Below are 26506 nucleotides of genomic sequence, written 5' to 3'. Positions count from 1 at the left end.
GCCAGAAGTGCCAGCCGGGTGGGATCTCCCAGCGCCTGAAAGAACGCGGGTGCGTCTCCGGTGGGCGTCATGCGGCTCCCTCCGGGCGCTCACCGGCAATCCCCGGCACCAGGTAGTCGTGCATGGCACTGCCCAGGTCGAACTCCGGCGCCCAGCCCCACTCACTCCGGGCGTCATCGTCGTTCACATCGGCGGGCCAGGTGTCCACGATGGCCTGCCGCCGGGCATCCGGCACGAACGAGATCTCCGCCGAAGGCCAATGGGTACGCACGGTCTCCCGGAACTCCCCCGCGGACGGATTGAAGCTGGTGACATTGTAGACGCGCCACGAGAGTGCTTCTTCCGGCGCCTTCTCCAGCAGGAGGAGTGCGCGAACCGCATCCGGCATGGTCATGAACGGGATGCGCGTGTCCTCGCGCACAAAGCACTCATAGGGCACGCCGTCCGCAGCCGCATGGATCATCTCCGGGATGAAATCCGAAGTCCCGCCCGACGGCACCGTCACGGCACTGATGAGACCGGGGAACCGAATGGCTCGAAAGTCCACGCCGCGAACATCCCGTGTCGTCTCCAGTTGCCGGTAGTGCGAGGCGAAGTACCGACCGAGTTGCTCGCAATAGACCTTGTTGCAGCCGTACATGGTGGTCGGCAGATTCCATGTCTTCTCGCGAATCCGGCCGGTCGTGTCCTTCGACTCCAGATCGGGGAGGCCGTAGACCGCGATCGAGCTCGGGAACATGAACTTGACCCGGCGTCCGGACGACTCCGCCTGGCGGGCCGCAAGGTCGAGAAGATTCAGCGTCCCCTGAACATTGACATCGTGTGCGGCAACGGGCGTGTACTCGGCGCGCGTGGAGAGCATGGCCGCAAGGTGAAAGACGGCGGTGAACTCGTACTCGGACACCAGTCTGTCCAGGAGAGCCCGGTCCAGCACCGATCCCTGGACCGTATCCGAACAGTGTCGCGCCAGTTCCGGATCCAGCGGATTGAGATCCAGCCCCACGATGCCGGGACTCCCCGCACGGGAGAGCCTCCCGATCAGATCGTGGCCGATCTCACCGTTGGCGCCGGTAATCAGGATTGCGGAGCGTCTCATGCGCGAGAGGCTATCCCAAGCCGAACGCGGATGCATCAGGAATCGCGCGGGTGGCGGGGACGGCGCATGGTGGGCTACAGTGGGGTGTCCATGCGTCGGAGACAGCGGCCACCACCGAACGCGGGAGGGTCCCATGCGTGTCCACAGCGGCTGGCCGATTCTCCTTCTGACAGCGGCACTCGCGATCGGGGCGCACGCGTCCCCGCACCACGACGCTCCCGGCCCGTCCGTGATCGATGACGCCACGCGTACCGTGGAATCCGTCCTGCCGGGCACCTGGAAAATCGAAGAGGTCCGACGAGGCACCGTCCCCGCCTCGTGGCATGGAGACTCCACCTGCGTCCTCATCCGGCTGGAGGACGCGTCCGTGAGTTTCTTCCACGAGACTCGCGGCTTCTCCTACCACCCCTTCATCAAGCTGTGGCTTCTCCCACGCGACTGGGAAGGGCGAATGGACGCGCAATCGCTGGGGAAAGACGCCATCGGGGCGGTGTATCTGGGCGAGAACGATTCCTTTCGTGTATTGCACCGATCGCTTGGGAGAAACACCTGGCCTGAAGGGACGGAGACCATCGCGGATGCGCTCGACCTGTCCGCCTACCCGCTCTCCGGCACACCGCTCCACACGCTGGATGTCCCCGCCATGGGTCGGCTGCTCCGAAGACTGGGCGCATCTTCGACCATCGACCCGGCGTTGTGGCAGCGCCATGTGTACGGAATCGAGGAACTCCCGGAGATCCTCTACCTGGAGGTGCTGACCTGGGACGACCCGGAACCCGGCGCGGAACCGTGGAGCCTGGGACCGCTTGCGGAAAACGCCACCCGCTTCCTTCTCCGGGAAGCGCTCGCCGCCTTTCCCGAGAAGCGGGGGGTCTACCTGCGACGAGTGACCGAACGCCGCTTCAGCGACCTCCTGGCCGTGAACCCGCTCTCGGAGCACACCGTCCCGTAGGGGAAGCGGCGGTCACTCCGCCACCCTCCCGTTCTAGATCCCCGCGAAGAAGGTCAACCGCGCTTCGGTCTCGGAGTCCTCGTTGCCATCCTCGTGATTCACCACGCGCACATTCGGTTGCAGATGAAAGCCCGGGCTGAGTTCGATGTCGAATCCGCCCGTCAGGACAGTCTCTCCGTCACTTGCGGTGTCGGTGTCCTCGTCCACGATGTCGATTCGTGCGAAGAGCTGCCCGAGATCCCCGGCGCCCACTCGCGCGAACGCGGAGATGCCGGTCGCCACCACGCCGCTCGGACCATCCTCAAACCGGCCGTACTGTACGAGACATGATGCGGTCCCCTGCGTGAACCCCCCGCTTCCTTCGAAGTAGAGGTTCGCGTCGTCCGCGTCACCCGGGTTGTTCGACGATGCCATGCCGGAAACGATGAGTCCGGAGTTCCCTGCCCAGGCAATCCGCCCGGCGAATCCCTGACCGTCCCGTGCAAGCGGACTCTTGTATCCGTTCCCGTTGTTGATGCTGACGGCGTAGGAGAGTCCGCTCTCTCCGCACTCACCCTTTGCGCCGACCCCCAATACCGCGGAGTGCGTCCACTTCCGTTCATCCGACATCGCCATGGACACGGACCGAAGGCCCCAACGCTTCTCCGTCCATGCGTTCGTCCCCGGGCTGTGCTGCCCGATGAGCACCGTCGCGCCGGGAATGAGCCCTTTCCACTGGAGGTAGGCGTACTTCACAAACACATTCAGGTTGTCCGTGCCGTACTTCGTGTCCACATCCGTGGTGAACCGGAACATCAGATCGTCCCACGACTTCTTCACCGTCAGATAGCTCCGGCGCACCCGGAACCCGCGCTCCGCCTCCGAGGAGTCCGCGTCCGACAGCGACGCGAAGTAGTCGAAGTAGAAGGTGGCGCCCGTCTGCACCGCAGACTCGCCCGCGAATGCGGGTGCAAGGCAAGCCGCGACGGCCACCCCGGCCAGTGCCCCGATCAAGACCCCTTTCATCATGATTCTGTCTCTCCTTTCCTTCGGTAGTGAGTGAACAGGCCCGATGGCCAAGACCCGCGTTCGCTGCGGGAATGGCCTCCGGAGTGTGAAGTTTCCGGGAAGGAACCACGGAAGTCCGATGGGCGCTGGCAAGCGCACAGGACCTCGTATCCCTCCCTCTCCAGGTTGTACCGAATCCCTTCCAGAATGTCCGGCTCATCCTCGACCACCAGGACCCTGGCGTGCGGCACGGCAGGGTCCATCGAAGTGCGGAGCGTCGGGCGATTGTCACCGGGGGAGAGAATCGCCGAAACAACGCGTCCTTTCCAGCCTCGATATGTGGCGCCGGGCCCGGCACGAGGCCCACGCTCAAGTCCGGCCTCGAGACGACCGATTCCACTCGACAGAAGGGAAACCCGGGATCCCGCCTGACCGGCGCTCAACCCCGGCCCACCCACGCGCAACCGTTGAGAGGTCCCTGATGAACGACAAGCTCTATTATGTCGAAGGACAGGACGGGCGGGTTCTCGGCCCGATGACTCTGGCACAGGCCCTCGAGGGAGTGGCTGCACAGGCGATCGCGGAAACGGCCCGCGTCTGCGAGGTCGGGGGGCAGTCGTGGATCGGGCTGCACCAGGTGACCACGGTCCAGGCCCAGCGCCCGCAGACCGCACCTCCCGCCCCGCCGACTCCGGCACCGCACGCCGCTGCCTCCACGCAGCAACTCGAGTACATCCCGCGATACACTCGCGACAAGGAATCCATGCCGGTCCGAACCGTGGCCATCGCGGCGACGGCCCTTCTCCTGCCGGTCTTCGCGCTGGTACTGCACACGACGACATCCTCCGAAACGCCGGTGGGCGGGCCTTCCATGACGACCGCCGCTGTGTCGCACCCGGGAAGTTCCCTCCCGACACTGGAGGGCGCCCTTCGCCCGGCCACTCACACCACCGCACGGAACGACAGACTCTCCGCGCCCGCGCCCGCACCGCGCATTACGGCACAGGAGCGGGTCGCCGCCCGTCTGGAAGATGTTCGCCGGGCGCTGGAAGTGCGCGACTACGACGACGCACGCTACCTTCTCCGGGAGTCGAACCGCGCGCTGGGGCATGATCCGGACTTCTCCCGTGTCTTCACGCTTCAGGCCGGGATCATCGATTACGAAGAGGGGCGCTTTGAAGACGCCCTCGGCAAGTTCGAGACGCTGCCGGGGGGCACTTCCTTCGATGTCGTCGGACCCGTTCCCGTGTCGCCTTCCGGGTGGCGCGGGTTCTCGCACCTGGCGATGGGCGACCCCAAGGCGGCCGTCCGCGCGTTCGACCGCGTTCCCGCTTCCGGGAATCGCGCTCAGTATGCGGTCGCGCAGCTCTGGGAAGGCGTTGCGCTCGCGAATCTGGGGATGCGGGACATGGCCATCCGGACCTGGCGGGACATTCCACGCCGGGCGGGCGAAGACCCGGACCCGGTGGCGCGTGTCGCGGTACGGTCGGCCGAGTACCTGGCCGGAGATCTTCTGGTGGAGAAGTACCTGGAGGATGTCGCGTTCCTCGAAGGATTCGAAAACGACATGCACTTCTTCCTGGGCTTTGCCGCACTGATGGAGTCGATGGAGGACATCGCCCGCGGACACTACACGCGGTCTGTCGATGCCACCCAGGGGCGGGAGTTCCCGTTCCATCTGGCCAGAGCGGAACTGGCGCGGCTGGACTGACCGCACGCAAGCCCGCGTTGTCCTCTGGACGGCGCGGGCCGGTATGTTGCGCTCCCGGGGCCGATCTCTACGCGGCCGTCTCTCCGGTTTCCACTCGATCGGAGTGCCGGGAATCGTCTCCGGGACCGGACTCCGCAAACTTCTTTCGCGGATCAGTCCTCACCAGCCACGCCGTGAACTCCGCCCCCAGCAGGAAGACAAGCGCGGACATGTAGACCCACAGCAGCGTCATGATCACCGCCGACAGCGACCCGAACAGCGGCCCCACCTTCGAGACATTCTCCAGATACCAGACATAGTAGAACTTCACCATCAGCCACAGGACGGACCCCGCGATCCCCCCCCAGAACGCGTACCGAAGGGGAATGATCGCGTGGGGAAGAACCCGGATCGCCAGCGTGAAACACGCGATCAGGAGAATCCCGATCACCCAGGTGGACAGGTGAAGTCCCACCTCGATCCCCGGCCCGCCAAACGCGTTCATTTCGATCACGGCAAGGCTTCGGTCCACGGCATTCACGGCAATCGTCCCGAGCACAACCAGGAAGACCATGACGGCCAGGAGCACGGAGAGCATCTTCGAGCGAAGGAAACTGCGCCGCCCGGGGATGAAGATCCGATCGAGCGAAAACTGCACCGCCACGAAGACCAGGTCGGTCGAAAGGAACAGCGCGGCGCCGCCGATCCACCCGAGAAGTGCGGGGTTGGCGATGACGGCTTCGATGTTCGCGATGATCTCCTGCGTCAGAAAGGGGATGTAGGCGTGAACAGCGGCCAGGAGATCCTCTGCGACGGAAGTGGACCCGCGGAGGAAGTTCCCGATGAGCGCAAGAAGGATCATCAGCATGGGGATGAGCGAGAGCATGAAGTAGAAGCTGATCCCGGCGGCCAGGAAGTAACACTGGTCGCGACGAAACGCACGGAGGATCTCCAGCGGAGCGCGCTTCCACGGACGCACCGGACCGCGCCGGACCGTTTCCGGAAGCCGCTTCAGTTCCTCGAGTCGCCGGGCGGACGGCGACCGGCGTTCATCCGACATCAAGAAGCCTCATGATCTCCCACTCTTCGTCCATCTCCATGAGTCGCTGCCGCTCTTCCGGAATCCGGAGCGTCCCCGCGAGTGCGCGAAAGACCCGGAGGTAGGCGGCCTCTTCTCCGGAAGGCCCCACCAGGAGCAGAAAGAGACGGACCGGCTCTCCTCCCTCTCCAAACGGCAGCCCCATCGGCGATCGGGCAAGGCCGAGCCGCATCTTCCGCACCTGAAGTGTCCGCAGGTGCGGAATGGCCACCTCGTCGCCGACGGCCGAGCAAAACTGCCGCTCCCGGGCCACCAACTCCCGCAGCAGGCGCCGCGGGTGCGCGATCCCCCCGCCCGGCTCCAGCCGCTCCACGAGTCCGCGCAGGATCTGCTCCCGGCAGTCGCGAAGATAACGCCGGGACGGCGCGGAGTCCTCGTCCGGCGGAGGTTCGGGCAACTCGGGCTGGAAGTCCAGATCCAGAAACCCGGAACGCAGAAGCCGGGAGATTCGCAAGAGTACCCTCCAATAGTCCGGGCGCGCGCCCCGGGAGGGTACGCGCCCGGGCGACCGCGGGCAACCGAGAGTCCGGCGGCGCGATTCTCCCGATTTTCGAGGGCGTGCCGGTGAAATCGGAGTATTCTGGGGCGCGCTGATGCGATGATCCACCGACTCTCCACCGGATGCGCGCCGTGAATCTCCCGAAGCCCGGAATCTGCGCCCTCTTCGTCCCGATCACGCTCCTTCTTCTCGCGGGATGCGGCAAGGAGGAGAGCGAGCCGCCCCCCTCAAGCCCGTTTCGCCTGCACGCGACACTCCCCTCGGTGGTACTGGCGGGGGTGCCGGTTCCGCTGCTCGTCTCCGCGATCGACGAGAGGGGGCTTCCCGGGCCCGAATGGACCGGACAGGCCATTCTCCGGGTCGATGACCCCAGAGCGGAGCTGACAGCCCCGGAGGCCGCCGCGAAACCGCGCAAGCCCGCGGTCCTGGTCACATTCCATACGCCGGGGATTCATCGCGGAACGGTCACCTGCGACACGGGCGAGGCCCCCGCATCCGTGGGGCCGGTGCGCGTGGTGGCGTCAGAGGAGGATCTCCGTGCCAGAAGCGGAGGCGCGGCGCTTCGGGTCTACTGGGGAGACGCGCACGGCCACTCCGACATCGGGGACGGTGTCAATCCGCCCCGGCGCTACTTCTGGTACGCGCGGGAGATCGCGCATCTCAACTACACCTGCCTCTCCGAACACGACTTTCAGCAGTTCATTTCCCGAGGACTCGACACCTCCCCGGACGGCTGGGATCGGATCGCCGCGCAGGCACGCGCCGCCCGGTGCGACGGATTCACCACCTTTCTCGGCTGGGAATGGTCCTCTCGGGTCCATGGGCACCGCGTGATCTTCTTCCCGGATGACCGGAGCCGGTTCGTCTCGTATCAGGAAGCCGACACGCCCGCGGCACTGGCAGAAGCGCTCCGCGGAACCGGCGCGTTCTCGGTGATCGCGCATCCGGTGGGGTCGCGCCTGACCCCCACGATTCAGTGGGATTCGGTCGTCGGTGGATTCGATCGCCTGATTGAGATCTACTCCGGGCACGGGACCATGGACGGCGACCCGGACTTCCGCCCCACCTCCGACCCGGCGGAAGGCCGAACCGCGGTCGATGCGCTCCGCCGGGGGCTTCGGCTCTCCTTCGCCGCATTCAGCGATACGCATCTCTCCACACCGGGGAATCCCTCCCCGCCGCCGATCCGCGACGCCACCTACCCCGGCGGGTTGACCGCGGTCATCGCGAAGTCTTCGGGTCGTGCGGATCTCTTCGAGGCACTCCGCGACGGGCGGACCTACGCCACTTCCGGCGAGCGGTTTCTCCTCGACTTCCGCGTCGGGGACCGCCTCCCGGGCGAGACGCTCTCCTCGAAACCGGGCGCGAAGTACCCCGTTCGCGGATTCGTGGCCGCCGAGCACGCGCTGCGGCGTGTGGAGTTGATGGCGGGTGGAAAGCCCATCCGACAGTTCCAGGCTGACGGCCACCCGGAAATCGACTTCGCGGTGGAGATTGGACCACTCCCTGACGGAACCGCCGTGTGGCTCCGGGGTGAATCGGTCGATGGAGAACGGTTCTGGGTGTCGCCGGTGTGGATCGCGGACGAAATGTCTGAATCGCGCTGAATCGGTGCTGGAAATGCGTGGGTCACTCTCCCATAATCCCCCCCCGTTTCAACAACTCGCATCCCAAGGAGAAATCATGACTCGGAAGTTCCTTCCTGCTTTCGCGGTGGTCGCGACCCTTGCACTGCCGTCGTTCGTCCCGGCCGAAACCGGAAAGGTCAAGGCCGCGGAGACGGTTCAGGAGATCAAGGGGGTCGAAAAGACGGCCCTGGAGATCACGGACGAGGCCCGCAAGGAGGCCGCACAGATCTTCACCACCCGTTGCGGGGCGTGCCACGGCGCGACCGGAGCCGGTGACGGGCTTGCGGCGGTGGCACTCAACCCGAAGCCGCGCTCGTTTCTCGATGCGGAGTGGCAGAAGACCGCCAAGGATGAAGAGATCGAGACGATCATCCTCAAAGGAGGCCCGGCGGTCGGCCTGAGTCCTCTGATGCCGCCGAACCCGGACCTCGTGAAGAAGCCGGTGATCGTGGCCGCACTGCGCGAACACATCCGGAATCTGACGGAGAAGTAGCCGGCGCGCACACCGACAGGGTGAATCAGCCGCGGGCGGAGGTTTCGTCCGCGGCTCGGCCCCGCCCCGCGAGCGCGGACCCGAGAATCATCGCCAGATAGAGAATGATGGCCGCCGCATCAAGAAGCCCCCCCGCGCGGCGCACGACGGGGTTTCCCGCAAGATCCCCCGCGACGCGCACAATCAGCGACAGATGAAGCAGCGCGAGCGGCGCATAGAGCAGCGGGCGATAGTGAACCGGGACCCCCAGTACCGCCGGGAAAATGATGGGGGCGTGCCCGAAGATCATCGAGAAGACGAAGCCCACGAACACGGAATGCACGATGATGTCCCAGGTCATGCCCGAGGCGACTCCTCCGGTTCCGGCCATGACCGCCCCGCCGAGCAACAACCACGCGTAGCCGGAGAGAAGGCTTGCCGCGACAAACCGCGGAAGGCCCGTGGACCGGATGGTGCGGCGGGCAATATCAAACCGGAAGAGCCAGAGCGCCAGCGCCGCCAGCGCGATCCCCACGGGAATGTGCCCATGCCCGGGGAAGACGGACCCCGCGGTGAGGCCGCCGCAGAACAGCACCACGCACGCCGTGAATAGACGCCTCGCGGAAGGCGGCGGGTTGGCCATGCGGCTGAGTTCCAGGCGTTCCCCCGCCACGGTGAGCACGAGGAAGCCCATCCACCAGCCAACCGGCAGGTGGAGCGCAACGCCCGCCAGCCAGTGAAGGTTCCCCACGAGCCACGCGACACCACCCAGCGCCATGACGGTCAGCGGGACGCCCCCGTGGAGTCGCATGGCCGTGGCATAGGCGACGATCAGTCCTGCGCTGGCCAGACTCACGATCACCGCGGGCCAGGGTGCGGGCACTCCGGCGAGAATCCCGATCATCCCGAGAGCGGCCAGAATGGGAATGAGTATCGCGACGCGCTGCCGCATCCCGACGGTCCGTTCCACGCACACCAGCGTTCCCACAAACCCGCAGACCATCAGCGGACCATGGAGCGCGGCCAGTCCCGGACCGAGGCCCGGAAGCATCCACCCCATGCGCACCAGTCCGGCGTACATGCCGGACAGAAGCGCCGCGACCCCCGCCAGCATCAGAGGCAGGAAGCGTAAGGAAGGCCCGCTGGCCATGGTGTTCCCCTTTCCGGTCTAGTGCAGGTAGAACAGGGGAAACAGCACAAGCCATCCGGCGGCCATCACGCCCCAGCAAGCGCCGCAAAGGCGCACGACGGTATCATCGCGAGGCGCGGTATGCCCGGCCAGAGCGCGCGCGAGCGTCCGGAGCAGCGTGGCCATCGCGAGAACCGTGAACAGCGCAAGCAGTCCGGTCACCACCCAGTGAAATCGGAAGAACCGGCTCGCGTGTGCGGGCGTCCGCGGGACATCATCCGGACCGGGAGTCGCCGCCAGCCCTGCGGGACCTGCTGCCGAAGACGGAAGCACCGACGCATGAATGAGAAGTCCGCCGGTCGCTGCCGGAGGAGGTGCCGCCCCTCCGGCATCCTCCAGCGTGCGGATGTGCGCCACGATGTGCGCGAGATCCTGATCCGTCAGCGCGGGATTCCCGCCCCGGGGCATCATGGGGATTCCCGTGGTGTTCGCCGGATCATCCGCCGCCCGGCCGACTTTGAGAAACTCCACGAAGGCCCGATCATCCAGCCCGGACACGAACGCGTTCTCGCGCATGCCCGGCCCCAGACCCGGCACGCCCTCGGCGTTCATCCCGTGACACGCCATGCAGGTGGAGAGGTAGAGACCGGCGCCCGCCGCCGCGTCTCCGGGTTCCAGCGCAATCTCCGGCTCGGAGGGTCCCGCCGATCCCGCATCCTCCGGAAGATCCACGCCAAAGCGAGCCGCTACAAACTCGGGCGCGGGGTCGAAGAAGTGTCCGCCGATCAGGCCGCGCGACTCCAGCGCCTGTCGCTCCGCACCGAAAACCGCCAGAAAGCCCCCGCCCGCCGCGAGCGCCAGAAGAAGGTACCCGACCGCCCGGGAGTCCGCCCCGACGCGGACCGCCCGCGAGGCCAGCCCGGCCGCTCCTGCGGCCACCGCCAGCAGAATCACGCCGAAAAACGCCGTCTCGTGACTCATGAGGCGCGTCGCCCACGCAAACATCTCCGGCTCAACGAAACGGAACACGGCTCCCACGACGAAGAGACCCGCCAGCGGAAGAACGAGCGCGGCGAGAACGAGCGCCCGCGAGAGTTTCAGGTTCATGGTCTTCCTCCGAGGCATCCACGCCACCATTTCCGGTCACAAGAGCGCGTATGCTACCGCAGAACCGCTCGCGTGTGGGAGTGGGAATCGCCGGGACGGTCCCTCAACGGTCCCCGGGATCCTGTCCGTTCGTCGTGTCCGGACCACTGTCCCCGCCATCGGGGAGTTCCGGGTCCAGGCAGCACCGGCTGGAATGAGCCTTGCCCTCCAGAATCAACTCCGCGACGGTCGATCGTTCCATGCCCTTCTCGATCTCGGCCAGCGCCTCATCCAGGCGCCGGTGCAACGGGCAGAGTTCCGCGCTGTGCTCTTCCAGTTCCAGCGGACAGCGCCCCACCCGCTGGATGGGATCCACCGCGTTCACCACATCCAGAATGGTCAGGTCCTCCGGAGCCTTCGCCAGGAGGAATCCCCCGTGAAGCCCCCGGCGTGACCGGACGATTCCCGCCCGACCCAGCGTCTGAAGCACCTTGGAGAGGTAGCTGGCCGGGATCTTCGTGTCTCTCGCGATCTGGTGCGTCGTGATCGACTGATCTGTCGAGGTCGCCAGGCAGACAACCGCCCGCAACGCGTATTCCATGGTCTGGGAGAACATGACCTGCCTCTCTCGTTCGGGACAATGGGAACCCGCGTCCAAGACAACCCGGATCCAGACCTCCATTTTATTGTTGATTGCAAACTCGTCAATCGCAAAACGCCACAAAAGTGGCGCCCGCCTCGACTGAAGGCCTATTGAGAGCGAGCCAGCGCCCCGGAGGAGATCGCCGGGGAGGGACCGGCAAAGCGAACGATCGTTCGCATTGCCTCGGACTGCCGTCTTCCCCACCCGCCCGGGGAGCGTTACACTCCGCGCCGCGTCAAGAGTGTGGCGGGATGGGACCGAAGGACACAGGAGGCGGCAGACCGTGGCGAAGCAGGATCTCGTGATCATCGGGGGCGGTCCCGGCGGATATGTCGGTGCCATCCGTGCCTCCCGGCTGGGGCTGTCCGTCACGCTGGTGGAGCGGGAACGCCAGCTCGGCGGCACCTGTCTGCTCCGCGGATGCATCCCGACCAAGGCGCTCCTGCACTCGGCGGACCTTCTTCAGGAGATGCGCGGGGCCGACGCCCACGGCATCCGGGCGGAGGGCATCACGGTGGACTTCCCCGGCATCATGCGAAACAAGAAGAAGGTCGTGGACCGCTCGGCCGCCGGCGTTCGTTACCTGATGAAGAAAAACGGCGTGGAGGTCGTGAACGGAACCGCCCGCATCGACGGGCCGGGGAGCGTCTCCGTCTCGCTGCCCGATCAGGAGGAGGTCTGTCTCGAAGCCCGGGAAGTCCTGATCGCCACGGGTTCCGTTCCTCGCGGGGTTCCCGGAATCGAGCCGGACGGGCGGCACATTCTGACTTCCAACGAAATGCTGGAACTGAAGGAGATTCCGCCGAGCCTTCTCGTTCTGGGTGGAGGCGCGGTCGGTGTGGAGTTCGCGTCGGTCTTCTCCCGGCTCGGGTCGGTGGTGACGATCGTGGAGCTGCTCCCGAGGCTCCTCCCCTTCGAGGACGAGGAGATCTCCGACGCCTTCGCAAAGGCTCTGGGCAAACGCGGCATCCGCACCTACTGCGGCACGAGGATGGGGCGCGTGACCGCCACGGAGGACGGAGTCGTCTGCGCCGTGGAAGATGGAGACGGCGGCACAAAGAACCTGTCCGCGTCCATGCTTCTCTCGGCGGTGGGTCGTGCCCCGTTCACGGAGGGCCTCGGCGCCGTGAAGGCGGGTGTGTGTCTGGATGATCGCGGCTTCGTGAAGGTGGATGACCACTATCGCACGACCGTCCCGGGCATTCGCGCCATCGGCGATGTGATCGACACGCCTGCGCTGGCCCATGTTGCCAGCGCGGAAGCGATCGCCGCCGTCGAGCACATCGCCGGGGCCGAGACGCATCCGGTCGATTACGCGACCACGCCCTCCTGCACTTACGCGGACCCCGAAGTGGCCTCGGTCGGCCTCACGGAGGCGGCTGCACGCGACGCGGGGCACGAAGTCTCCGTCGGACGGTTCCCCTTCTCCGCGAGCGGAAAGGCGCGAATCCTCGGCGCGACAGACGGCTTCGTGAAGATTGTCGCCGGGAAACCGCACGGAGAGGTGCTCGGCGTCCACATCATGGGGCCTCACGCGACCGAACTCATCGCGGAAGCCGGGATTCTCCTGCGTACCGAGTGTACCGCGGAGGAAATCGTCCGGACCATGCATCCGCATCCCACTCTTTCCGAAGCCATCCAGGAGGCGGCGCATGGCGTCGACGGGAATCCCCTCCACATCTAGCCCGCCGCCCGGAATCGAGGCCGCCGCCCTCAGCCCTTCGGCGAAGCTCGAAATCTGGCAGCACCTCCAGCGGAATCGCATGGTGGACGAGCGCCTCGGGTTGCTCTACCGGACCGGGAAGGTGGTCGGAGGGCTCTTCAGTTCGCTCGGGCAGGAGGCCATCTCCGTCGGCACGGCCTATGCGCTGGAGGAGAAAGACTGGGTGGGGCCGCTCATCCGGAATCTGGGGACGCTTCTCGTGCGGGGCGTACGCCCGCGGGAAGTCTTCGCGCAGTATCTCGCACGCGCCACCGGTCCCACCGGAGGCCGCGACGGAAACACGCACTTCGGCGATCTGGACCGGAGGATCGTCGCGCCGATCTCGCACCTCGGTGCCGTGATTCCGGTCATGGCGGGGATCGCGCTGGCCGGAAAAATGCGTGGCGAGGACCTGGCCGCGATGACCTATATCGGCGACGGTGGCACCTCCACCGGAGACTTCCACGAAGGCGTCAACATGGCCGCGGTACTGGAAGTCCCGCTGGTCGTCATTGTGGAGAACAACGGCTACGCCTACTCCACGCCCACCTCCCGGCAGACAAAGGCGGCGGGTTTTGTCGTGAAGGCGGAGTCGTATGGAATCCCCGGTGAAATGGTGGACGGAAACGATGTGCTCGCTGTGTACGACGCGACAAGACGCGCCCTCGCGCATGCGCGTTCCGGCCACGGCCCCGTGCTGCTGGAGATGAAGACCTTTCGCATGAAGGGACACGCCGAACACGACGACGCGAAGTATGTCCCGCCCGAGCTCCTGGTCGAGTGGCGCGTTCAGGATCCGTTGCTCCGATACGACGCGCTTCTGGAGTCGGAGGGAATCCTCACTTCAGAGGAACGGGAGAACCGAACGGCCGCGCTCCGCGAAGAGATCGATGCGGACGCGGACTTTGCCGTCGCCTCCCCCATGCCGGAAGCGTCGTATGCCGCCGGGCGGGTCACCGCCGATGACGGGGGAATCGAAGGGAGCGAACCATGCCCACGCTGACCTTCGTCGATGCGGTCCGCGAAGGCATCCGCGCGGAACTCCTCGCCGACCCCTCGGTCTTCGTGATCGGCGAAGATGTGGGCACCTACGGCGGCGCTTTCCGGGCGACGCGCGGCTTCCTCGACGAGTTCGGACCGGAGCGGATCGTGGACACGCCCATCTCCGAGTCGGCCATCGTGGGGGCGGCGGTCGGCGCGGCCATGAACGGCCTGCGCCCGGTTGCGGAGATGCAGTTCATCGACTTCCTGTCGTGCGCGTTCAATCAGGTGGTGAACATGGCCGCGAAGGCCCGATACCGCTGGAACGCCGGAGTGCCCATTGTGGTGCGCGGTCCATGCGGGGGCGGCGTGCACGGGGGACCGTTCCACTCTCAGAATGTGGAGAGCCACTATCTGTCCACGCCGGGACTGAAGATCGTGGAACCCGCCACGGCGCTGGATGCCTACGGCCTCATGCGGGCCGCCATCCGGGATCCGGATCCGGTTCTGTTCTTCGAACACAAGTACCTCTACCGGAGAGTCCGTGACGAAATCCCGGCCGGAGAGTTCACCGTTCCGATCGGAAAGGCACGCATTCACCGCGACGGAACGGACCTGTCCGTCGTGACCTTCGGAGCGTGCGTCCACCACGCGCTCGAAGCGGCCGACCTGCTCGCCGCGGAGGGAATCTCCATTGAGGTCGTGGATCTGCGAACGCTTCTTCCCATCGACGAAGATGCGCTTCTCGCCACGGCGAGGCGCACGAACAAGGTGATCATCTACCACGAAGCGCAACGCACCGGCGGGATCGGGGGGGAACTCTCGGCAATCCTCGCGGAGAGGTGCTTCGACAGTCTCGACGGACCGGTGGTGCGCGTCACCGCGCCGGACACGCCGGTCCCCTTCAGCCCACCTCTGGAAGAGGCGTACCTTCCGGGAGTCGCGGACCTCGTGGAGGCCGCCCGGCAACTGGCCGCGTACTAGGAGGAACGATGAAGATCGATGTCATCATGCCCCAGATGGGCGAGAGCATCGCCGAAGGCACCATTACGAAGTGGTTGAAGAAGGCCGGGGAACCCGTCGCGAAGGACGATCCTCTCTTCGAGATCTCCACCGACAAGGTGGACGCGGAGATCCCCTCGCCCGCGGCGGGGGTGATTGCGGAGATCATCGTGGACGAAGGCAACACCGTCGAGGTGAACACGGTCGTTGCTCGAATCGAGACGGATGCGAGCGTCCGGGTCGAACCCGCGCCCGCGCCGACAGAACCGAAGTCGACGGAACCGGACGCCGCACATCCCGCCGCACCGACCGAGGCACCGGCCCCGCAGCCGATCCCCGCGGGTGCCCCGGAAGCGACCGAGTGGGAACGCGTGCGCGTCTTCTCTTCGCCGCTCGTACGAAAGATGGCGGCCGAACACGGCGTGGACCTCTCGCTCGTTTCGGGCACGGGAATCCACGGCCGCGTCACGAAGCGCGACCTGCTGGCGCACCTCGAATCCGGGGTGTCGTCGCCGCCCGCACCCGCCGCACCCGCAGCCGTCCCGACCACACCGGCGACGGCCGCCGCGCCAGCGCCGCAACTCGGCGACCGCGTGGAACCCATGTCCACCATGCGGAAGGTGATCGCGGACCACATGGTCGACTCCAAGAGGATCAGTCCGCATGTGCAGACATTCCGGGAAGTGGATGTGTCCAATCTGGTCGCGATTCGCGAACGGCACGGCAGCGCATTCCTTTCACGCAACGGGGTGAAGCTCTCGTACACGGCGTTCATCGCGAAGGCGGTTTGCGACGCGCTCAAAGCCGTACCCATCCTGAACGCCTCCCTCTCGGGTGAGGAGATCCACTACCACGGCGCCATCCACCTCGGGATTGCCGTATCGCTGGATTGGGGGCTCATCGTCCCGGTCGTGCGTCACGCCGGAGACATGAATGTCTCCGGACTCGCGAAGAGCATCGCGGACCTCTCCGGACGCGCCCGGTCGAAGAAGCTCTCCCCGGACGAGGTCTCCGGCGGCACCTTCACCATCACAAACCCCGGCATCTACGGCGGGCTCTTCGGCTGCCCGGTCATCAACCAGCCGCAGTCCGGGATTCTCGGCGTGGGCGCGATTGAGAAACGCCCCGTCGTCATAGACGATGCCATCGCCATTCGCCCGATGTGTTACCTCGGACTGTCGTTCGACCACCGGCTGATCGACGGTGCGGTGGCCGAGCAGTTCATGGGAGCGGCGCGAGACAGTCTCGCGGCCATGACGGAGGCGGCGCTGTAGCGCCGGAGACGCAATGGACCGACGGACGCTGGAGATCACGCAACTGGGACTCGTTCCCTACAAGGACGGGTTGGATCTCATGGACTCCGCGCGACACGCGGTCCTTGCCGGAAGCGTCCCCGATCAGCTCTTCGTGCTGGAGCATCCGCCTGTCGTGACAGCGGGCCGGAACGCGCGCGTGGAGAAGCATCTGCTCGCCACGCCGGAGGGCCTTCGGGAACACGGCATTGCGTTCCACCGGACGGGCCGCGGCGGGGATGTCACCTACCACGGTCCCGGGCAGGTCGTCGCGTACCCGGTGGTGAACCTCCATCCCGACCGGCGCGATGTGCGACGCTTCGTCCGCGACCTGGAAGAGGCCGTCCTGCGCACGCTGGCCGGGTTGGGCGTGACGGCGGGACGCATTCCGGGACTCACGGGGGTCTGGGTCGGGGATCTCAAGATTGCAGCCATCGGCGTTAGGATTTCGCGATGGGTCACGACGCACGGACTCGCGTTCAATGTGGCCACGGATCTGCGCCCGTACGATCACATCGTGCCGTGCGGCATTCGCCATCGCGGCGTCACCAGCCTCTCCCGTGTGCTGGAGCGAGAGGTCGCCGTCCGGGAAGTCCGCGATGTCCTCGCACGGGAACTGGCGGAAGTCCTCGACCGCGACGCCGTCTGCCGGACCGCCCCCCCGCCCTCGCTTTCGTGGAACGCCCCCGCCGCCAGGGAGGTTCTCTCGTGACGCGCAAGCCTCCCGCGGGAACGCCCGGACCCTTCCCGCTCGCGGACGGCGGACAGACCGGCACGCTCCCCCGGGTGCGCGGCCGACGCCGGGATGAACCGCGACGGCCGGAATGGCTCAAGGTGCGGATGGCCACGGGACGGGAGTTTCGAGATGTACGAAAGCTCGTCGACGGACTCCATCTCCACACGGTGTGTCAGGAGGCGCGCTGCCCCAACATCTACGAGTGCTGGGAGGATCGCACGGCCACCTTCATGGTCCTGGGCGATATCTGCACGCGGTACTGTTCGTTTTGCGCCGTCGGAAAGGGCGATCCTCAGCGGCCGGACGCGGAGGAACCCGGGAATGTCGCCGCAGCGGTGGCCCATCTCGAACTGGCGCACGCCGTCATCACCAGCGTCAACCGCGACGACTTGCCGGACGGAGGTGCCGCGCACTTCGCGGAGACCATTCGCCTCATCCGGCAGCGAAACCCCGAGTGCCGGACGGAGGTGCTGATCCCGGACTTCGACGGAAATCAAAATGCACTCGACATCGTCCTCGATGCGAACCCCGACATCCTCAATCACAACCTGGAGACCGTCGAGCGACTCTACCGGCGCGTGCGCCCGCGTGCGATCTATCGGCGTTCACTGGACCTGCTGGCCCGCGCGGGGCAACACCGGGAGAGCGGGTTGCTCACCAAGTCCGGCATGATGGTCGGCCTGGGTGAAACCACAGGCGAGCTCCTGCACGCCTTGGCGGATCTCCGCTCCTCGGGCGTTGACATTGTGACGATAGGTCAGTATCTGAGTCCCTCCCCGGAGCACCTCGGGGTCGAGAAGTACTACACGCCTGCGGAGTTCGATGAAATCCGCGAGGAGGCAGAAGACCTTGGATTCCGCTTCGTCGAATCCGGACCGCTCGTCCGAAGCAGCTACCACGCCCGACGCCACGCAGACGGCGCAGCCAGCCGACCGGGAGAGGCCTGACCCCTCCACGCTGGACGCCATCTTCCGGCCCCGGTCGGTCGCTGTCATCGGTGCCTCGACGCGCCCCGGGTCCATCGGGCGGGAGATGGTCCACAACCTGATCGTCGGGGACTTTCGGGGGAAGCTCTTCCCGGTGAACCCGAAGGCGGAGTTCATCCACTCGATCAAGGCGTACCCGTCCATTCTCGACATCCCGGACCCGGTAGACCTGGCCATCCTTGTCATCCCGGCAGCCGCCGTCAACGCAGTCGCGGACGAGTGCGGCCGGAAGGGCGTGAAGGGACTGGTGGTCGTCACCGCGGGCTTCCGTGAGACCGGTGAAGAAGGCCTGGCGAGAGAGGAAGCGCTTCGCAAGATCGCCCTCCGGTACAAGATGCGCCTCGTCGGCCCGAACTGCCTGGGCGTGTTCAACGCGGATCCGGCCGTCTCCCTCAACGCCACCTTTGCGCCCGGGATTCCCGGGAACGGGAAGGTCGGTTTCGTCTCGCAAAGTGGTGCGCTGGGGATCGCCATCTGGACGGAGATGCAGAACCTGGGCGTCGGGTTCTCGCAGTTCGCGTCCATCGGGAACAAGGTGGATGTCGCGGGGAATGCGCTCATCGAATACTGGGAGGACGATCCCGCAACGCAGGTCATCGGGCTGTACATCGAGAGCTTCGGGGATCCGCGACGCTTCCTCGGACTCGCGCGGCGAGTGACCCGACAGAAGCCGATCATCATGGTGAAGTCGGGGAGAACCGCCGCCGGAGCGCGGGCGGCGTCGTCGCACACAGGCGCGCTCGCCGGACTCGACAACGCGACCGACGCGCTCCTGCGGCAGACCGGCGTCATCCGCGCGCGAGCCATCGGGGACATGCTGGCCATGATTCTCGGCTTCACGAAGTGTCCGCTGCCGGAGGGACCGCGTGTCGCCATCCTCACGAACGCGGGCGGACCCGGCATCATGGCGACCGATGCCCTCATCGGCCACGGCCTCTCGGTGGCGGCGCTGCCCGAAGAGACGCAGGCGCAGCTTCGGGAGAAGCTGCCGCCGGAAGCGACGACCACCAACCCCGTGGATATGATCGCCGGCGCCACGGCGGAGAACTACGGGCACTGCCTCAAGGTACTGATCGAATGCGATGAGGTGGACCAGATCATTGTCGGCTTTGTGCCGCCGGTCATGATCAACCCCATGGAAGTGATGAGGCACATCGCGGAGTCGGCGCGCGGTTCGAAGAAGCCCATCTTCATGGTGCTGATGGCGGAGGAGCACTACTACCGCCGGATTCCGGGCGAGATCCCCGACGCGCCCCCCCTCTATCGATACCCGGAAGAAGCCGCGCGCACCGCCGCGGAAATGTGGAACCATGTGAAGTGGACGCGTCGTGATCCCGGCCGCATCCCCGTGATCGACGCGGATCGCGGCGCGGCAAGGCGCATCGTGGAAGAAGAAGGGACGCCCGGTGAGTATCTGGATCCGGACGCCGCCTTCCGGCTGCTTGGCGCATACGGGTTCCCACTGTCGCCGTGGCGGCGCGTCACCACGGTAGAGGAAGCCGTCACCGCCTCCAACGAACTCGGCTATCCGGCGGTTCTCAAGGTGGCTGGCCGCAAGATCGTCCACAAGTCGGATGTCGGGGGAGTGGTCCTCGGCATCCGCAACCCGCTGGAGATGGAAGGCGCCTTCGCGCGCATTCGCCGTGCCATGGAAGAGCTGGGGCTGGACCCCGCGGAGGAAGGGTGCCTCGTGCAGCATCAGGAGACGGCGTCACGAGAGGTCATTCTGGGGATGAGCACGGACCCCGCGATCGGCCCGGTGCTCCTGTTCGGCCTGGGCGGAAAGTATGTCGAGGTCATGCAGGATGTCACACTCCGCGTCCACCCCATCACCGATGTGGAGGCGGGGGAAATGGTGGAGTCAATCCGCGGCTATGCATTGCTGACCGGCGTTCGAGGCGAGGAATCCGTTGCGCTGCCGGTGCTTCACGACGCGCTGCTTCGCCTGTCGGCGCTGGTGGGGGACCTTCCGGAAGTGGCCGAGATCGACCTGAACCCGTTTCTGGTCTCCCCGGAAGCGGATTCCTGCCGGATCGTGGACGCCAGGATCCGGATCGCGGGCGAGTAGAGGACCCATCCGTCGTCGGTCTTTGACCCGGTCCCGCGCCGTGTCTTTTGGGGCGTGAGTCACGGAACTGACGGCTCTCCCGTCAACTTCGGAATGAGCCGGGTCATCGGCACGGGCGCGTCCGGGGGGCGTGTTTGACGGCGGGCCTCTTTGCGTGATGGCGGTCGCGGGTCACGCCCACTCGATGACGAAGGACGCGGGCGGAAGCCCCTCCCGAGCGACGACCGCCGCATACTCTTCTCCGACCGGCACTTCCTCCAGATGCCACCCGGCGGCAGCATTCGGGCACCCGTCCACCGAGAGGAATGCCGGGGACGCGTCCGGGTCCACACGGACTTCCACGCGTGAAAGATGGCGGAGGATCCGCTCCCCGCGTGCCTTCACCCACGCCTCACGGGCCGCCCATGCACGGTGGAACGCACGCGCCCTCCGGGCCTCGGGGAGGGCGGAGAGTGCCACCGCCTCCGCCTCGGGAAAGTGCCGCCGGGCGACCCGCTCCGCCGCGCTTCCCGACCGTACGCGTTCGATGTCCACACCAATCGGACCGGGCCGCCCCAGCGCCACCAACAGAAGGGAACCCGAATGCGAGAGGTTGAAGTCGAGCGCGGGGTCGGGCGAGTCCGCCAGAAATGGTCGCCCGTGCGTCCCCGATTCCAGACGGAGGTCCGCCGGGTCCACTTCGAGTCGCTCGCCCAGAATGGCACGCAGAATCGACCGCGCGGCGATCCACCGCCGACGCCCCTTCACACCGGCAAACCGCCCCGCCCGCCGGCGTTCCTCTGCCGAGAGAAGCCCGGCGCCGGACACCCTCCGCGCAGCTTCTCCGTCCAGATCCGCGCACCAGACCGTCACCCGGTTCTCTGGAGGCGTCGCCCCTTTGCGCGGCACGGCTACCAGTCCTTCACGCGCTCGTACAGCGTGGTTCTCTGCACGGGATCGAAGCCCGCGTCCCGGATGAGCTCCACGCAGTCGGGTGTGGTCGCCCTGTTGTGATGATCCGCCAGCCGCAGCACATTCTCCTCGATGAGGGTACCGCCGAAATCGTCGCCGCCGCAGTGCAGCGCGATCTGCCCCACCTTCTGCCCTTCGGAGAACCAGCTCGCCTGAATGTGGTCGAAGTTGTCCAGGACGAGACGCGCGACCGCGATGATCCGAAGATACCGGACAGGCCCCGCTCCCTCCGGCACCCACTTGCGAAGCAGCGTATTCCCCGGCTTGAAGCTCCACGGAATGAACGCGGTGAACCCGCCCGTCTCGTGTTGAAGGTCCCGCAGCTTCAACAGGTGTTCGATGATCTCCTCGTCCGTCTCGACATGGCCGTACATCATCGTCGCGGTGGTTCGGTAACCGATGTGGTGCGCCTCTCGCATGACGCCCAGCCAGCTGTCCGAGGTGGGCTTTTTAGGACTGATGCGCTTCCGCACCCGCTCCACAAGAATCTCCGCGCCCCCTCCGGGGATGGTGCGCTGCCCGGCCTCCCAGAGATCCTCCAGAACCCGCCGTACAGTGTGCCCCGAGACCTTCGCCATCATCGTGATCTCCGAAGGACTCCACAGATGCGTACACAACCCGGGGTACGCGTCCGTCAAAGCGCGTACGACTTCCGGGTAGTACTCGTACGGAATCTCCGGATTGTGCCCACCCTGCAGAAGGGCCGTGGTGGCGCCGCGCTCAACCGCGCGCCCCACCCTCTCCACGATTCGCTCCACCGGGTGCCGATACGCTTCCTCGTGTCCCGGTTTCCGATAGAACGCACAGAAGAGGCAGTCGGTCTCGCACGCGTTCGTGTAGTTCGGGTTCGTGTCGATGACGAAGGTGACCGCGTTCCCGGGAACGCGACGGCCGCGCATCTCGTGCGCCAGCGATCCAAGATCCCCGAGGCGCGCGTCGCGCAAGAGGAAAAGCGCGGACGCCGCGTCCAGCCGGTCTCCAGCAAGAACGCGCCTCTCCACTTCGGCGAAGCGCACGGAGTCGCCGCGCGGGATGTGCGTCTTCTGTCGGAGAGTGCTGCTCATCGCTCTATCCCGGGCCGCCGACCGGGAGGCCGCTCAGCATCTCGCGAAACTGGTTCTCGCCGAGGCTCTCCACGGGCCCGAGTCGATAACGGAAGGTCTCCAGATAACGCAGAACCCCCGCCGCGTTCAGTCCAAACGCCGCGCCGCAACGCGCCGCGATTTCCGGAATGCGGAGCTTCCACCCGGCCAGCGATTCCTCCAGGCTGTCCGTCACTCTCCGCCGGTCTTCCTCCGCCACCTTGCGGGAAACCGCCCACCGCGCGAACACGAAGGGAAGCGCCTGCCAGCCGTGCCACTCCTCTCCGAGATCGTAGACGAACGGGAACTCCGAACCACCGTCGCATGCTGCCACGAGAGCTTCGTCCCCGATCAGCAGCCGGGCGACATCGTCCTCGGACTTGCCGCGAATGAAGTCGATGTCCGTCAGTTCGTACTTGCACTCCAGGACGAGCCGGAGGAGTTGCACCGAAGTGGAACTCTCCGCAGTGAGGCCGATGCGGGCACCGGAGAGGTCTCCGATCTCCGTGCGCGAGAAGAGCAGCACCGAATGCGCGGGGCCTTCGCAGGAGATCCCGAAGTCTCCGAGCGGTTCGTAGCGACTTTCCAGACGAAACAGATCCGCGACCGCCATCGGGCCGCAGGTGAGATCCTCCTCGCGAGCCATTCGCCCGAGTTCGCGGGGAGGTTCCCTCACGATGTCGTATCCGAGTTCACCGATCCCCCCGTAGAAGGGTTCACAGTTGAGATACGGAATGAGCGCCAGCGTCAGTCTGGTCCTTGGTTTCGAGGACATCGTAGTGTGCATTCCTCCTCGTGGGGATCTTTCCGGCTTCCCGGATCAGTTGCCGGATTCGCAGCTCCGTGAGTCCGACCGGCGAGTCCGCAAGCGCAGAGTGGGCGACGCGTTCCTCGTCGATGGTCCCGTCCATGTCGTCGGCGCCGAAGTTCAGCGCGGCGGACGCCGTCTCCTCACCGAGCATGACCCAGTACGCCTTCACATGGTCGATGTTGTCCAGCAGGAGCCGTGCGGTGGCGATGGTGCGGAGGCCGTCCGGTGCGGACGCGCCCCGCTCGACAAGCTTCGAGTTCCCGACCTGATACTCCAGCGGGATGAAGGAGTGGAACCCGTGCGTCTCGTCCTGAAGGCTACGGAGTTGCAGCATATGCGAGACGCGTTCCGGAAGCGTTTCGATGTGTCCGTACAGAAGCGTGGCATTGGAGCGGATGCCCATCGAATGCGCGACGCGATGAATCTCGAACCACCGTTCGTGTCCCATCTTCCGGGGATAAAGCTCCGCGCGAATCCTCTCGGAGAAGACCTCCGCGCCGCCGCCGGGCATGGTGGAAAGCCCCGCGGCCTTCAGTTCGCGGAGGATGTCCTCGACCGGCTTCTTCGAGATCTTCGCAAACCAGTCGATCTCCACCGCCGTCCACGCCTTGATGGGCAGCCGCGGCCATCGTTCATGAATCCCGCGCGTGATCTCGACATACCGGTCGAACTTCCACTTCGGATGAAGCCCGCCGACGATATGGATCTCGTCGATGTCGTCGCCGCCGTGCGCCAGGATCTCCTCCATGCTGAGTTCGTAGGCATGGTCGTCGCCGGGGCGCGCGGCAAAGTCACAGAACCGACAGGTCAGGATGCAGAGATTCGTCGGATTCAGCTGGCGATTGAGAACATAGTAGACGCGCTCTCCGGTCTTCGCGCGCTTCGCCGCGTCCGCGATTCTCCCCAGCCCGAAGAGGTCCGCGGTAGTGAGACACGCCAGGCCGTCGGCTTCATCAAGACGCTCCCCGCACGCCACCTTTTCCGCAACGCGTGCCAGCGCCGGGTCCTGGAAGCGATCAGCCTGGATGTCGGAAACCATGGGCCCTTCTCTCCTGGTGCGGGAAGGTCACAGGGTACCGCGCAGGCCTGCCGGAGTCGATGCGGTTCCGGTGCAGGCCTACGCTGGAAAGTACTCCCTCCAGCGGCGATCCACCTTCGCCACGACCTCCGGGGACATTTCCAGCGGGTTCGGGTAGCCGGTCTTGAATGTCGCGTCGATCGCCATCCGCCCGCGATGAACCGGCCACGCGCCGCGCAGCGAAGATTCTTCGAAGAAGACATCCCGCGCGGGATCAAAGCGCGTGAAGATCCCCCACAGGAGAAGATCCCGGTTGTTCTCGGGAATGTCGGGAGATACGGCCGCGACGATCTTCGGCGGAGTCACGAGGTCGGCATCCGATTCGCTCCCGCGCAGCGCGTCCAGCACCTTCGCAAGAACTTCCCGCGGGTTCTCCCCCTCCACGCGCACCACGAGGATCGCCCGGCCGAGAAGCGCCTGCCCGACAATCCGCCGGTCCACGCCGGTCAGATCCGGCACGAGCGCCAGTCCGTCCGGCGTGGGAGCCGGACGCGCTTCGTCCGCATCCCCCGGACCCGGGGTGGCGTCCAGGATCATCTTGCTGCCGAGGTTCATCGTCGTGCTGGTGAAGTCCAGCGTGTCGAAAGGAACCCGGGGCAGAAGCATGAAGTCCCGCGACGGGTCGAAGTCGGTGGCGATGGCTTCCAGCACATCGTCGAGGTTTCGGGGATCGACCCCCGGGCCCACCATCAAGAGCACCTTCGTCAGACCCAGTTGCCCCTGCCCCAGAAGGCCGAACGCCGAACGCATGGCCTCGCGCGTGAACCGCTGCTCCGCCGACGCCACCAGGAGGTGGTGGAACCCGGTGGCTTCCCAGCTCCAGAGATCGCGGATCTCCGGGTGCGGGATGCGGATGAGCGGACCGAGGAGCTCCTGCACGGCATTCCCGAGGAAGCCGTCCTCCTGTGGCGGCTTCCCGACCACGATCGCCGGATAGATGGCGTCGCGGCGGCGCGTCATTCGCGTCACACGAAACACGGGGAAGGACGCGGCGGCAGAGTAGTGCCCGAAGTGATCGCCGAATGGACCTTCCGTGCGGCGCACACCCGGCTCCACGACGCCCTCCAGCGCAAACTCCGCACCGGCCGGAACATCCGGCGCACGCCCCCCGCTGCGGCTGAGGATCACGGGTTTCCCGCGCAACAGTCCGGCGAACGCGTACTCGGACAGCCCCTCCGGAAGCGGCATCATCGCCGCCATCATCACCAGCGGATCCCCGCCCAGCGCGACCGTGACAGGCAGCGGGCGCCCGAGTCCTTCCGCGTCGTGGAAGTGATACCCGCCGCCCTTGCCGATCTGCCAGTGCATCCCCGTCTCATCGGGCCCGAACACCTGCATACGGTAGATGCCGACATTCGGAGTTCCGTCGCGCAGGCTGCGCGTGACGACCAGCGGGAAGGTCACGAACGGTCCGCCGTCTTCCGGCCAGCAGGTCAATACCGGCAGGCGCGTGAGGTCCGGCGCTTCCTCCACCTCCCGCACAGCCCCCCCGCGACGCACGCGAGTCCGCATCCCCAGGGCGCGCACGAGTTGCGGAGCGGCGCGGAGGATCTTCCCCGGCTCAGGCGGCATGAACGCCCCCGCCATCGCAAGAAGCTCCCCGCCTGCCTCCGCCGGTTCCTTCCCGCCAAGGGCAATCGCAATCCTGCGCCGAGACCCGAACAGATTGATGGCCAGCGGAAAGTCCGCCCCCTCCACATTCTCGAAGAGCAACGCGGGGCCTTCCTCCCGAACGATTCGCTGGCAGATCTCCGTGATTTCGAGATGCGAATCCACCCGCGCGGTCACGCGCCGCAGCTCCCCCGCGCGATCCACTTCCGCGAGGAACGAACGCAGGTCCGGCGCCCTCACGAAAGATCCTCGCGACGCCATCCGTCCGCGGGCGGAATGCCCGCGGCCACCTGCACGACGCGATCCACGAAGTCGCCGACAAGACGCTCCAGCGAGTCCGGCTTGCCGTAGAAGAACGGGGACACCGGCATCAGTACCGCGCCCTCCCGGGAAAGTCGCGCGGCGTTGTCCAGCGCGATGGCCGTCAGCGGACTCTCGCGAAGGCAGTAGACGAGGCGCCGCCGTTCCTTGAGCGCGATGTGACAGACGCGAGTGCCCAGCGTGTCGCCCATTCCGTTTGCCACCTTCGCGAGGAAGCCCGCGCTCCCCGGCAGGACGACGACCGCATCGAACGGATTGGATCCGGACGACAGCGGCGAGGCAAGATCGTCATCCGGGAAGACCGCGTCCGCCAGTTCGCCAAGGTCCGCCTCCGCAAGCCCCGTCTCCTCCCGCAGGACGACCTTCCCCCACTTCGTCGTTATCAGGAACTTCTCGCCGGGAAGCCGCCGCAGCAACTCGACCGCAAAGATGGACCCGGAGGCTCCGGTGACAACCACGACGGTGCGCAAGGTCTCTCTCCCGAAAGGGGACGCCTGCAGGGCGGCCGGATGAAGCGTGCAGGCTAGCTTGCTCCCGGAAGTGCGTCAACGCGACGGAAAGCCCCGTTCCCGGGCCTCTCCCCAACGGCTGGCTTCCGGCCACG

24 protein-coding genes are annotated in these 26506 nt (G+C 66.3%); 11 read left to right on the top strand and 13 right to left on the bottom strand.

Annotation, left to right across the window (positions count from 1 at the left end; all coding sequences use genetic code 11):
• Positions 1–67: 67 nt before the first annotated feature.
• Positions 68–1096, bottom strand: a complete 1029-nt coding sequence (locus tag QF819_04915; protein MDP6802501.1) for an NAD-dependent epimerase/dehydratase family protein — start codon at positions 1094–1096, stop codon at positions 68–70.
• 133 nt (positions 1097–1229) lie between these two features.
• Between QF819_04915 and QF819_04910 the strand changes: the two genes are divergently transcribed.
• Complete coding sequence (locus QF819_04910) at positions 1230–2048, top strand: hypothetical protein (GenBank protein ID MDP6802500.1); 819 nt, start codon at positions 1230–1232, stop codon at positions 2046–2048.
• A gap of 33 nt (positions 2049–2081) precedes the next feature.
• Here QF819_04910 and QF819_04905 read toward each other — a convergent pair whose 3' ends face one another.
• Positions 2082–3056 carry a hypothetical protein gene (locus tag QF819_04905; protein ID MDP6802499.1) on the bottom strand — a complete coding sequence of 325 codons (975 nt, stop codon included), beginning with the start codon at positions 3054–3056 and terminating at the stop codon, positions 2082–2084.
• A 460-nt stretch (positions 3057–3516) separates the two neighbouring features.
• Between QF819_04905 and QF819_04900 the strand changes: the two genes are divergently transcribed.
• On the top strand, positions 3517–4746 hold the full coding sequence (locus tag QF819_04900; protein ID MDP6802498.1) for a hypothetical protein: 1230 nt from the start codon (positions 3517–3519) through the stop codon (positions 4744–4746).
• A 67-nt stretch (positions 4747–4813) separates the two neighbouring features.
• Here QF819_04900 and QF819_04895 read toward each other — a convergent pair whose 3' ends face one another.
• Positions 4814–5785 (bottom strand): YihY/virulence factor BrkB family protein, encoded by a 972-nt coding sequence (locus QF819_04895; protein MDP6802497.1) that lies wholly within the window; start codon positions 5783–5785, stop codon positions 4814–4816.
• Positions 5775–6278 (bottom strand): PTS sugar transporter subunit IIA, encoded by a 504-nt coding sequence (locus tag QF819_04890; protein MDP6802496.1) that lies wholly within the window; start codon positions 6276–6278, stop codon positions 5775–5777. The genes QF819_04895 and QF819_04890 overlap by 11 nt, the downstream gene beginning before the upstream one ends.
• A 176-nt stretch (positions 6279–6454) precedes the next feature.
• Between QF819_04890 and QF819_04885 the strand changes: the two genes are divergently transcribed.
• Together QF819_04885 and QF819_04880 are read left to right on the top strand one after the other, a co-directional pair.
• On the top strand, positions 6455–7930 hold the full coding sequence (locus QF819_04885; GenBank protein ID MDP6802495.1) for a CehA/McbA family metallohydrolase: 1476 nt from the start codon (positions 6455–6457) through the stop codon (positions 7928–7930).
• Positions 7931–8006: 76 nt separating this feature from the next.
• On the top strand, positions 8007–8444 hold the full coding sequence (locus QF819_04880; protein MDP6802494.1) for a hypothetical protein: 438 nt from the start codon (positions 8007–8009) through the stop codon (positions 8442–8444).
• A gap of 25 nt (positions 8445–8469) precedes the next feature.
• On the opposite strand, the gene QF819_04875 is transcribed toward QF819_04880, so the two are convergent.
• The 3 genes from QF819_04875 to QF819_04865 all read right to left on the bottom strand — a co-directional run bounded on the left by QF819_04875 (position 8470) and on the right by QF819_04865 (position 11254).
• Positions 8470–9573 (bottom strand): hypothetical protein, encoded by a 1104-nt coding sequence (locus QF819_04875; GenBank protein ID MDP6802493.1) that lies wholly within the window; start codon positions 9571–9573, stop codon positions 8470–8472.
• 18 nt (positions 9574–9591) lie between these two features.
• The gene (locus tag QF819_04870) at positions 9592–10659 is read right to left on the bottom strand and encodes a cytochrome c (GenBank protein ID MDP6802492.1); all 1068 of its coding nucleotides are present in this window, start codon (positions 10657–10659) and stop codon (positions 9592–9594) included.
• A gap of 103 nt (positions 10660–10762) precedes the next feature.
• The gene (locus QF819_04865) at positions 10763–11254 is read right to left on the bottom strand and encodes an Rrf2 family transcriptional regulator (protein MDP6802491.1); all 492 of its coding nucleotides are present in this window, start codon (positions 11252–11254) and stop codon (positions 10763–10765) included.
• A 310-nt stretch (positions 11255–11564) separates the two neighbouring features.
• Here QF819_04865 and lpdA point away from each other — a divergent pair, with 310 nt between their 5' ends.
• The 7 genes from lpdA (at position 11565) to QF819_04830 (ending at position 20048) form a co-directional block, all read left to right on the top strand.
• A complete protein-coding gene (gene lpdA, locus QF819_04860) occupies positions 11565–12965 on the top strand; it encodes a dihydrolipoyl dehydrogenase (GenBank protein ID MDP6802490.1) in 1401 nt (466 codons plus the stop codon).
• Positions 12934–13986 carry a thiamine pyrophosphate-dependent dehydrogenase E1 component subunit alpha gene (locus tag QF819_04855; GenBank protein ID MDP6802489.1) on the top strand — a complete coding sequence of 351 codons (1053 nt, stop codon included), beginning with the start codon at positions 12934–12936 and terminating at the stop codon, positions 13984–13986. Before lpdA ends, QF819_04855 begins: the two co-directional genes overlap by 32 nt.
• A complete protein-coding gene (locus QF819_04850) occupies positions 13974–14948 on the top strand; it encodes an alpha-ketoacid dehydrogenase subunit beta (protein MDP6802488.1) in 975 nt (324 codons plus the stop codon). The genes QF819_04855 and QF819_04850 overlap by 13 nt, the downstream gene beginning before the upstream one ends.
• 8 nt (positions 14949–14956) lie before the next feature.
• Entirely contained in the window at positions 14957–16240 is a 1284-nt protein-coding gene (sucB, locus tag QF819_04845; GenBank protein MDP6802487.1) for a 2-oxoglutarate dehydrogenase, E2 component, dihydrolipoamide succinyltransferase, read from the top strand.
• 13 nt (positions 16241–16253) lie between these two features.
• On the top strand, positions 16254–16970 hold the full coding sequence (lipB, locus tag QF819_04840; GenBank protein MDP6802486.1) for a lipoyl(octanoyl) transferase LipB: 717 nt from the start codon (positions 16254–16256) through the stop codon (positions 16968–16970).
• A 74-nt stretch (positions 16971–17044) separates the two neighbouring features.
• Entirely contained in the window at positions 17045–17941 is an 897-nt protein-coding gene (lipA, locus tag QF819_04835) for a lipoyl synthase (protein MDP6802485.1), read from the top strand.
• Entirely contained in the window at positions 17844–20048 is a 2205-nt protein-coding gene (locus tag QF819_04830) for an acetate--CoA ligase family protein (protein MDP6802484.1), read from the top strand. The genes lipA and QF819_04830 overlap by 98 nt, the downstream gene beginning before the upstream one ends.
• Before the next feature lie 171 nt (positions 20049–20219).
• Here QF819_04830 and QF819_04825 read toward each other — a convergent pair whose 3' ends face one another.
• The 6 genes from QF819_04825 to QF819_04800 form a co-directional block, all read right to left on the bottom strand.
• The gene (locus tag QF819_04825; protein MDP6802483.1) at positions 20220–20900 is read right to left on the bottom strand and encodes a 4'-phosphopantetheinyl transferase superfamily protein; all 681 of its coding nucleotides are present in this window, start codon (positions 20898–20900) and stop codon (positions 20220–20222) included.
• Between the two features lie 38 nt (positions 20901–20938).
• The gene (mqnC, locus tag QF819_04820; GenBank protein ID MDP6802482.1) at positions 20939–22063 is read right to left on the bottom strand and encodes a cyclic dehypoxanthinyl futalosine synthase; all 1125 of its coding nucleotides are present in this window, start codon (positions 22061–22063) and stop codon (positions 20939–20941) included.
• A gap of 4 nt (positions 22064–22067) precedes the next feature.
• The gene (locus QF819_04815; GenBank protein MDP6802481.1) at positions 22068–22856 is read right to left on the bottom strand and encodes a menaquinone biosynthesis protein; all 789 of its coding nucleotides are present in this window, start codon (positions 22854–22856) and stop codon (positions 22068–22070) included.
• Entirely contained in the window at positions 22798–23931 is a 1134-nt protein-coding gene (locus tag QF819_04810) for a CofH family radical SAM protein (GenBank protein ID MDP6802480.1), read from the bottom strand. The genes QF819_04815 and QF819_04810 overlap by 59 nt, the downstream gene beginning before the upstream one ends.
• 78 nt (positions 23932–24009) lie before the next feature.
• Positions 24010–25821: a UbiD family decarboxylase gene (locus QF819_04805; GenBank protein ID MDP6802479.1), complete on the bottom strand. Its 1812-nt coding sequence runs from the start codon at positions 25819–25821 to the stop codon at positions 24010–24012.
• Positions 25818–26372 carry a UbiX family flavin prenyltransferase gene (locus QF819_04800; protein MDP6802478.1) on the bottom strand — a complete coding sequence of 185 codons (555 nt, stop codon included), beginning with the start codon at positions 26370–26372 and terminating at the stop codon, positions 25818–25820. The genes QF819_04805 and QF819_04800 overlap by 4 nt, the downstream gene beginning before the upstream one ends.
• Between the last annotated feature and the right edge of the window lie 134 nt (positions 26373–26506).

It is taken from the genome of Gemmatimonadota bacterium, assembly GCA_030747075.1.
Taxonomy (GTDB): Bacteria; ARS69; ARS69; order ARS69; family ARS69; genus ARS69.
Note: the sequence above shows the minus strand (reverse complement) of the source record. Positions and strands in the feature narration are given on the sequence as shown.

What these genes read in the sequence shown, in the direction of transcription:
- QF819_04915 (MDP6802501.1), bottom strand. Translation starts at nt 1,096, where the DNA reads ATGAGACGCTCCGCAATCCTGATTACCGGCGCCAACGGTGAGATCGGC.
- QF819_04910 (MDP6802500.1), top strand. Translation starts at nt 1,230, where the DNA reads ATGCGTGTCCACAGCGGCTGGCCGATTCTCCTTCTGACAGCGGCACTC.
- QF819_04905 (MDP6802499.1), bottom strand. Translation starts at nt 3,056, where the DNA reads ATGATGAAAGGGGTCTTGATCGGGGCACTGGCCGGGGTGGCCGTCGCG.
- QF819_04900 (MDP6802498.1), top strand. Translation starts at nt 3,517, where the DNA reads ATGAACGACAAGCTCTATTATGTCGAAGGACAGGACGGGCGGGTTCTC.
- QF819_04895 (MDP6802497.1), bottom strand. Translation starts at nt 5,785, where the DNA reads ATGTCGGATGAACGCCGGTCGCCGTCCGCCCGGCGACTCGAGGAACTG.
- QF819_04880 (MDP6802494.1), top strand. Translation starts at nt 8,007, where the DNA reads ATGACTCGGAAGTTCCTTCCTGCTTTCGCGGTGGTCGCGACCCTTGCA.
- QF819_04875 (MDP6802493.1), bottom strand. Translation starts at nt 9,573, where the DNA reads ATGGCCAGCGGGCCTTCCTTACGCTTCCTGCCTCTGATGCTGGCGGGG.
- QF819_04870 (MDP6802492.1), bottom strand. Translation starts at nt 10,659, where the DNA reads ATGAACCTGAAACTCTCGCGGGCGCTCGTTCTCGCCGCGCTCGTTCTT.
- QF819_04865 (MDP6802491.1), bottom strand. Translation starts at nt 11,254, where the DNA reads ATGTTCTCCCAGACCATGGAATACGCGTTGCGGGCGGTTGTCTGCCTG.
- QF819_04855 (MDP6802489.1), top strand. Translation starts at nt 12,934, where the DNA reads ATGGCGTCGACGGGAATCCCCTCCACATCTAGCCCGCCGCCCGGAATC.
- QF819_04850 (MDP6802488.1), top strand. Translation starts at nt 13,974, where the DNA reads ATGCCCACGCTGACCTTCGTCGATGCGGTCCGCGAAGGCATCCGCGCG.
- sucB (MDP6802487.1), top strand. Translation starts at nt 14,957, where the DNA reads ATGAAGATCGATGTCATCATGCCCCAGATGGGCGAGAGCATCGCCGAA.
- lipB (MDP6802486.1), top strand. Translation starts at nt 16,254, where the DNA reads ATGGACCGACGGACGCTGGAGATCACGCAACTGGGACTCGTTCCCTAC.
- mqnC (MDP6802482.1), bottom strand. Translation starts at nt 22,063, where the DNA reads ATGAGCAGCACTCTCCGACAGAAGACGCACATCCCGCGCGGCGACTCC.
- QF819_04815 (MDP6802481.1), bottom strand. Translation starts at nt 22,856, where the DNA reads ATGTCCTCGAAACCAAGGACCAGACTGACGCTGGCGCTCATTCCGTAT.
- QF819_04810 (MDP6802480.1), bottom strand. Translation starts at nt 23,931, where the DNA reads ATGGTTTCCGACATCCAGGCTGATCGCTTCCAGGACCCGGCGCTGGCA.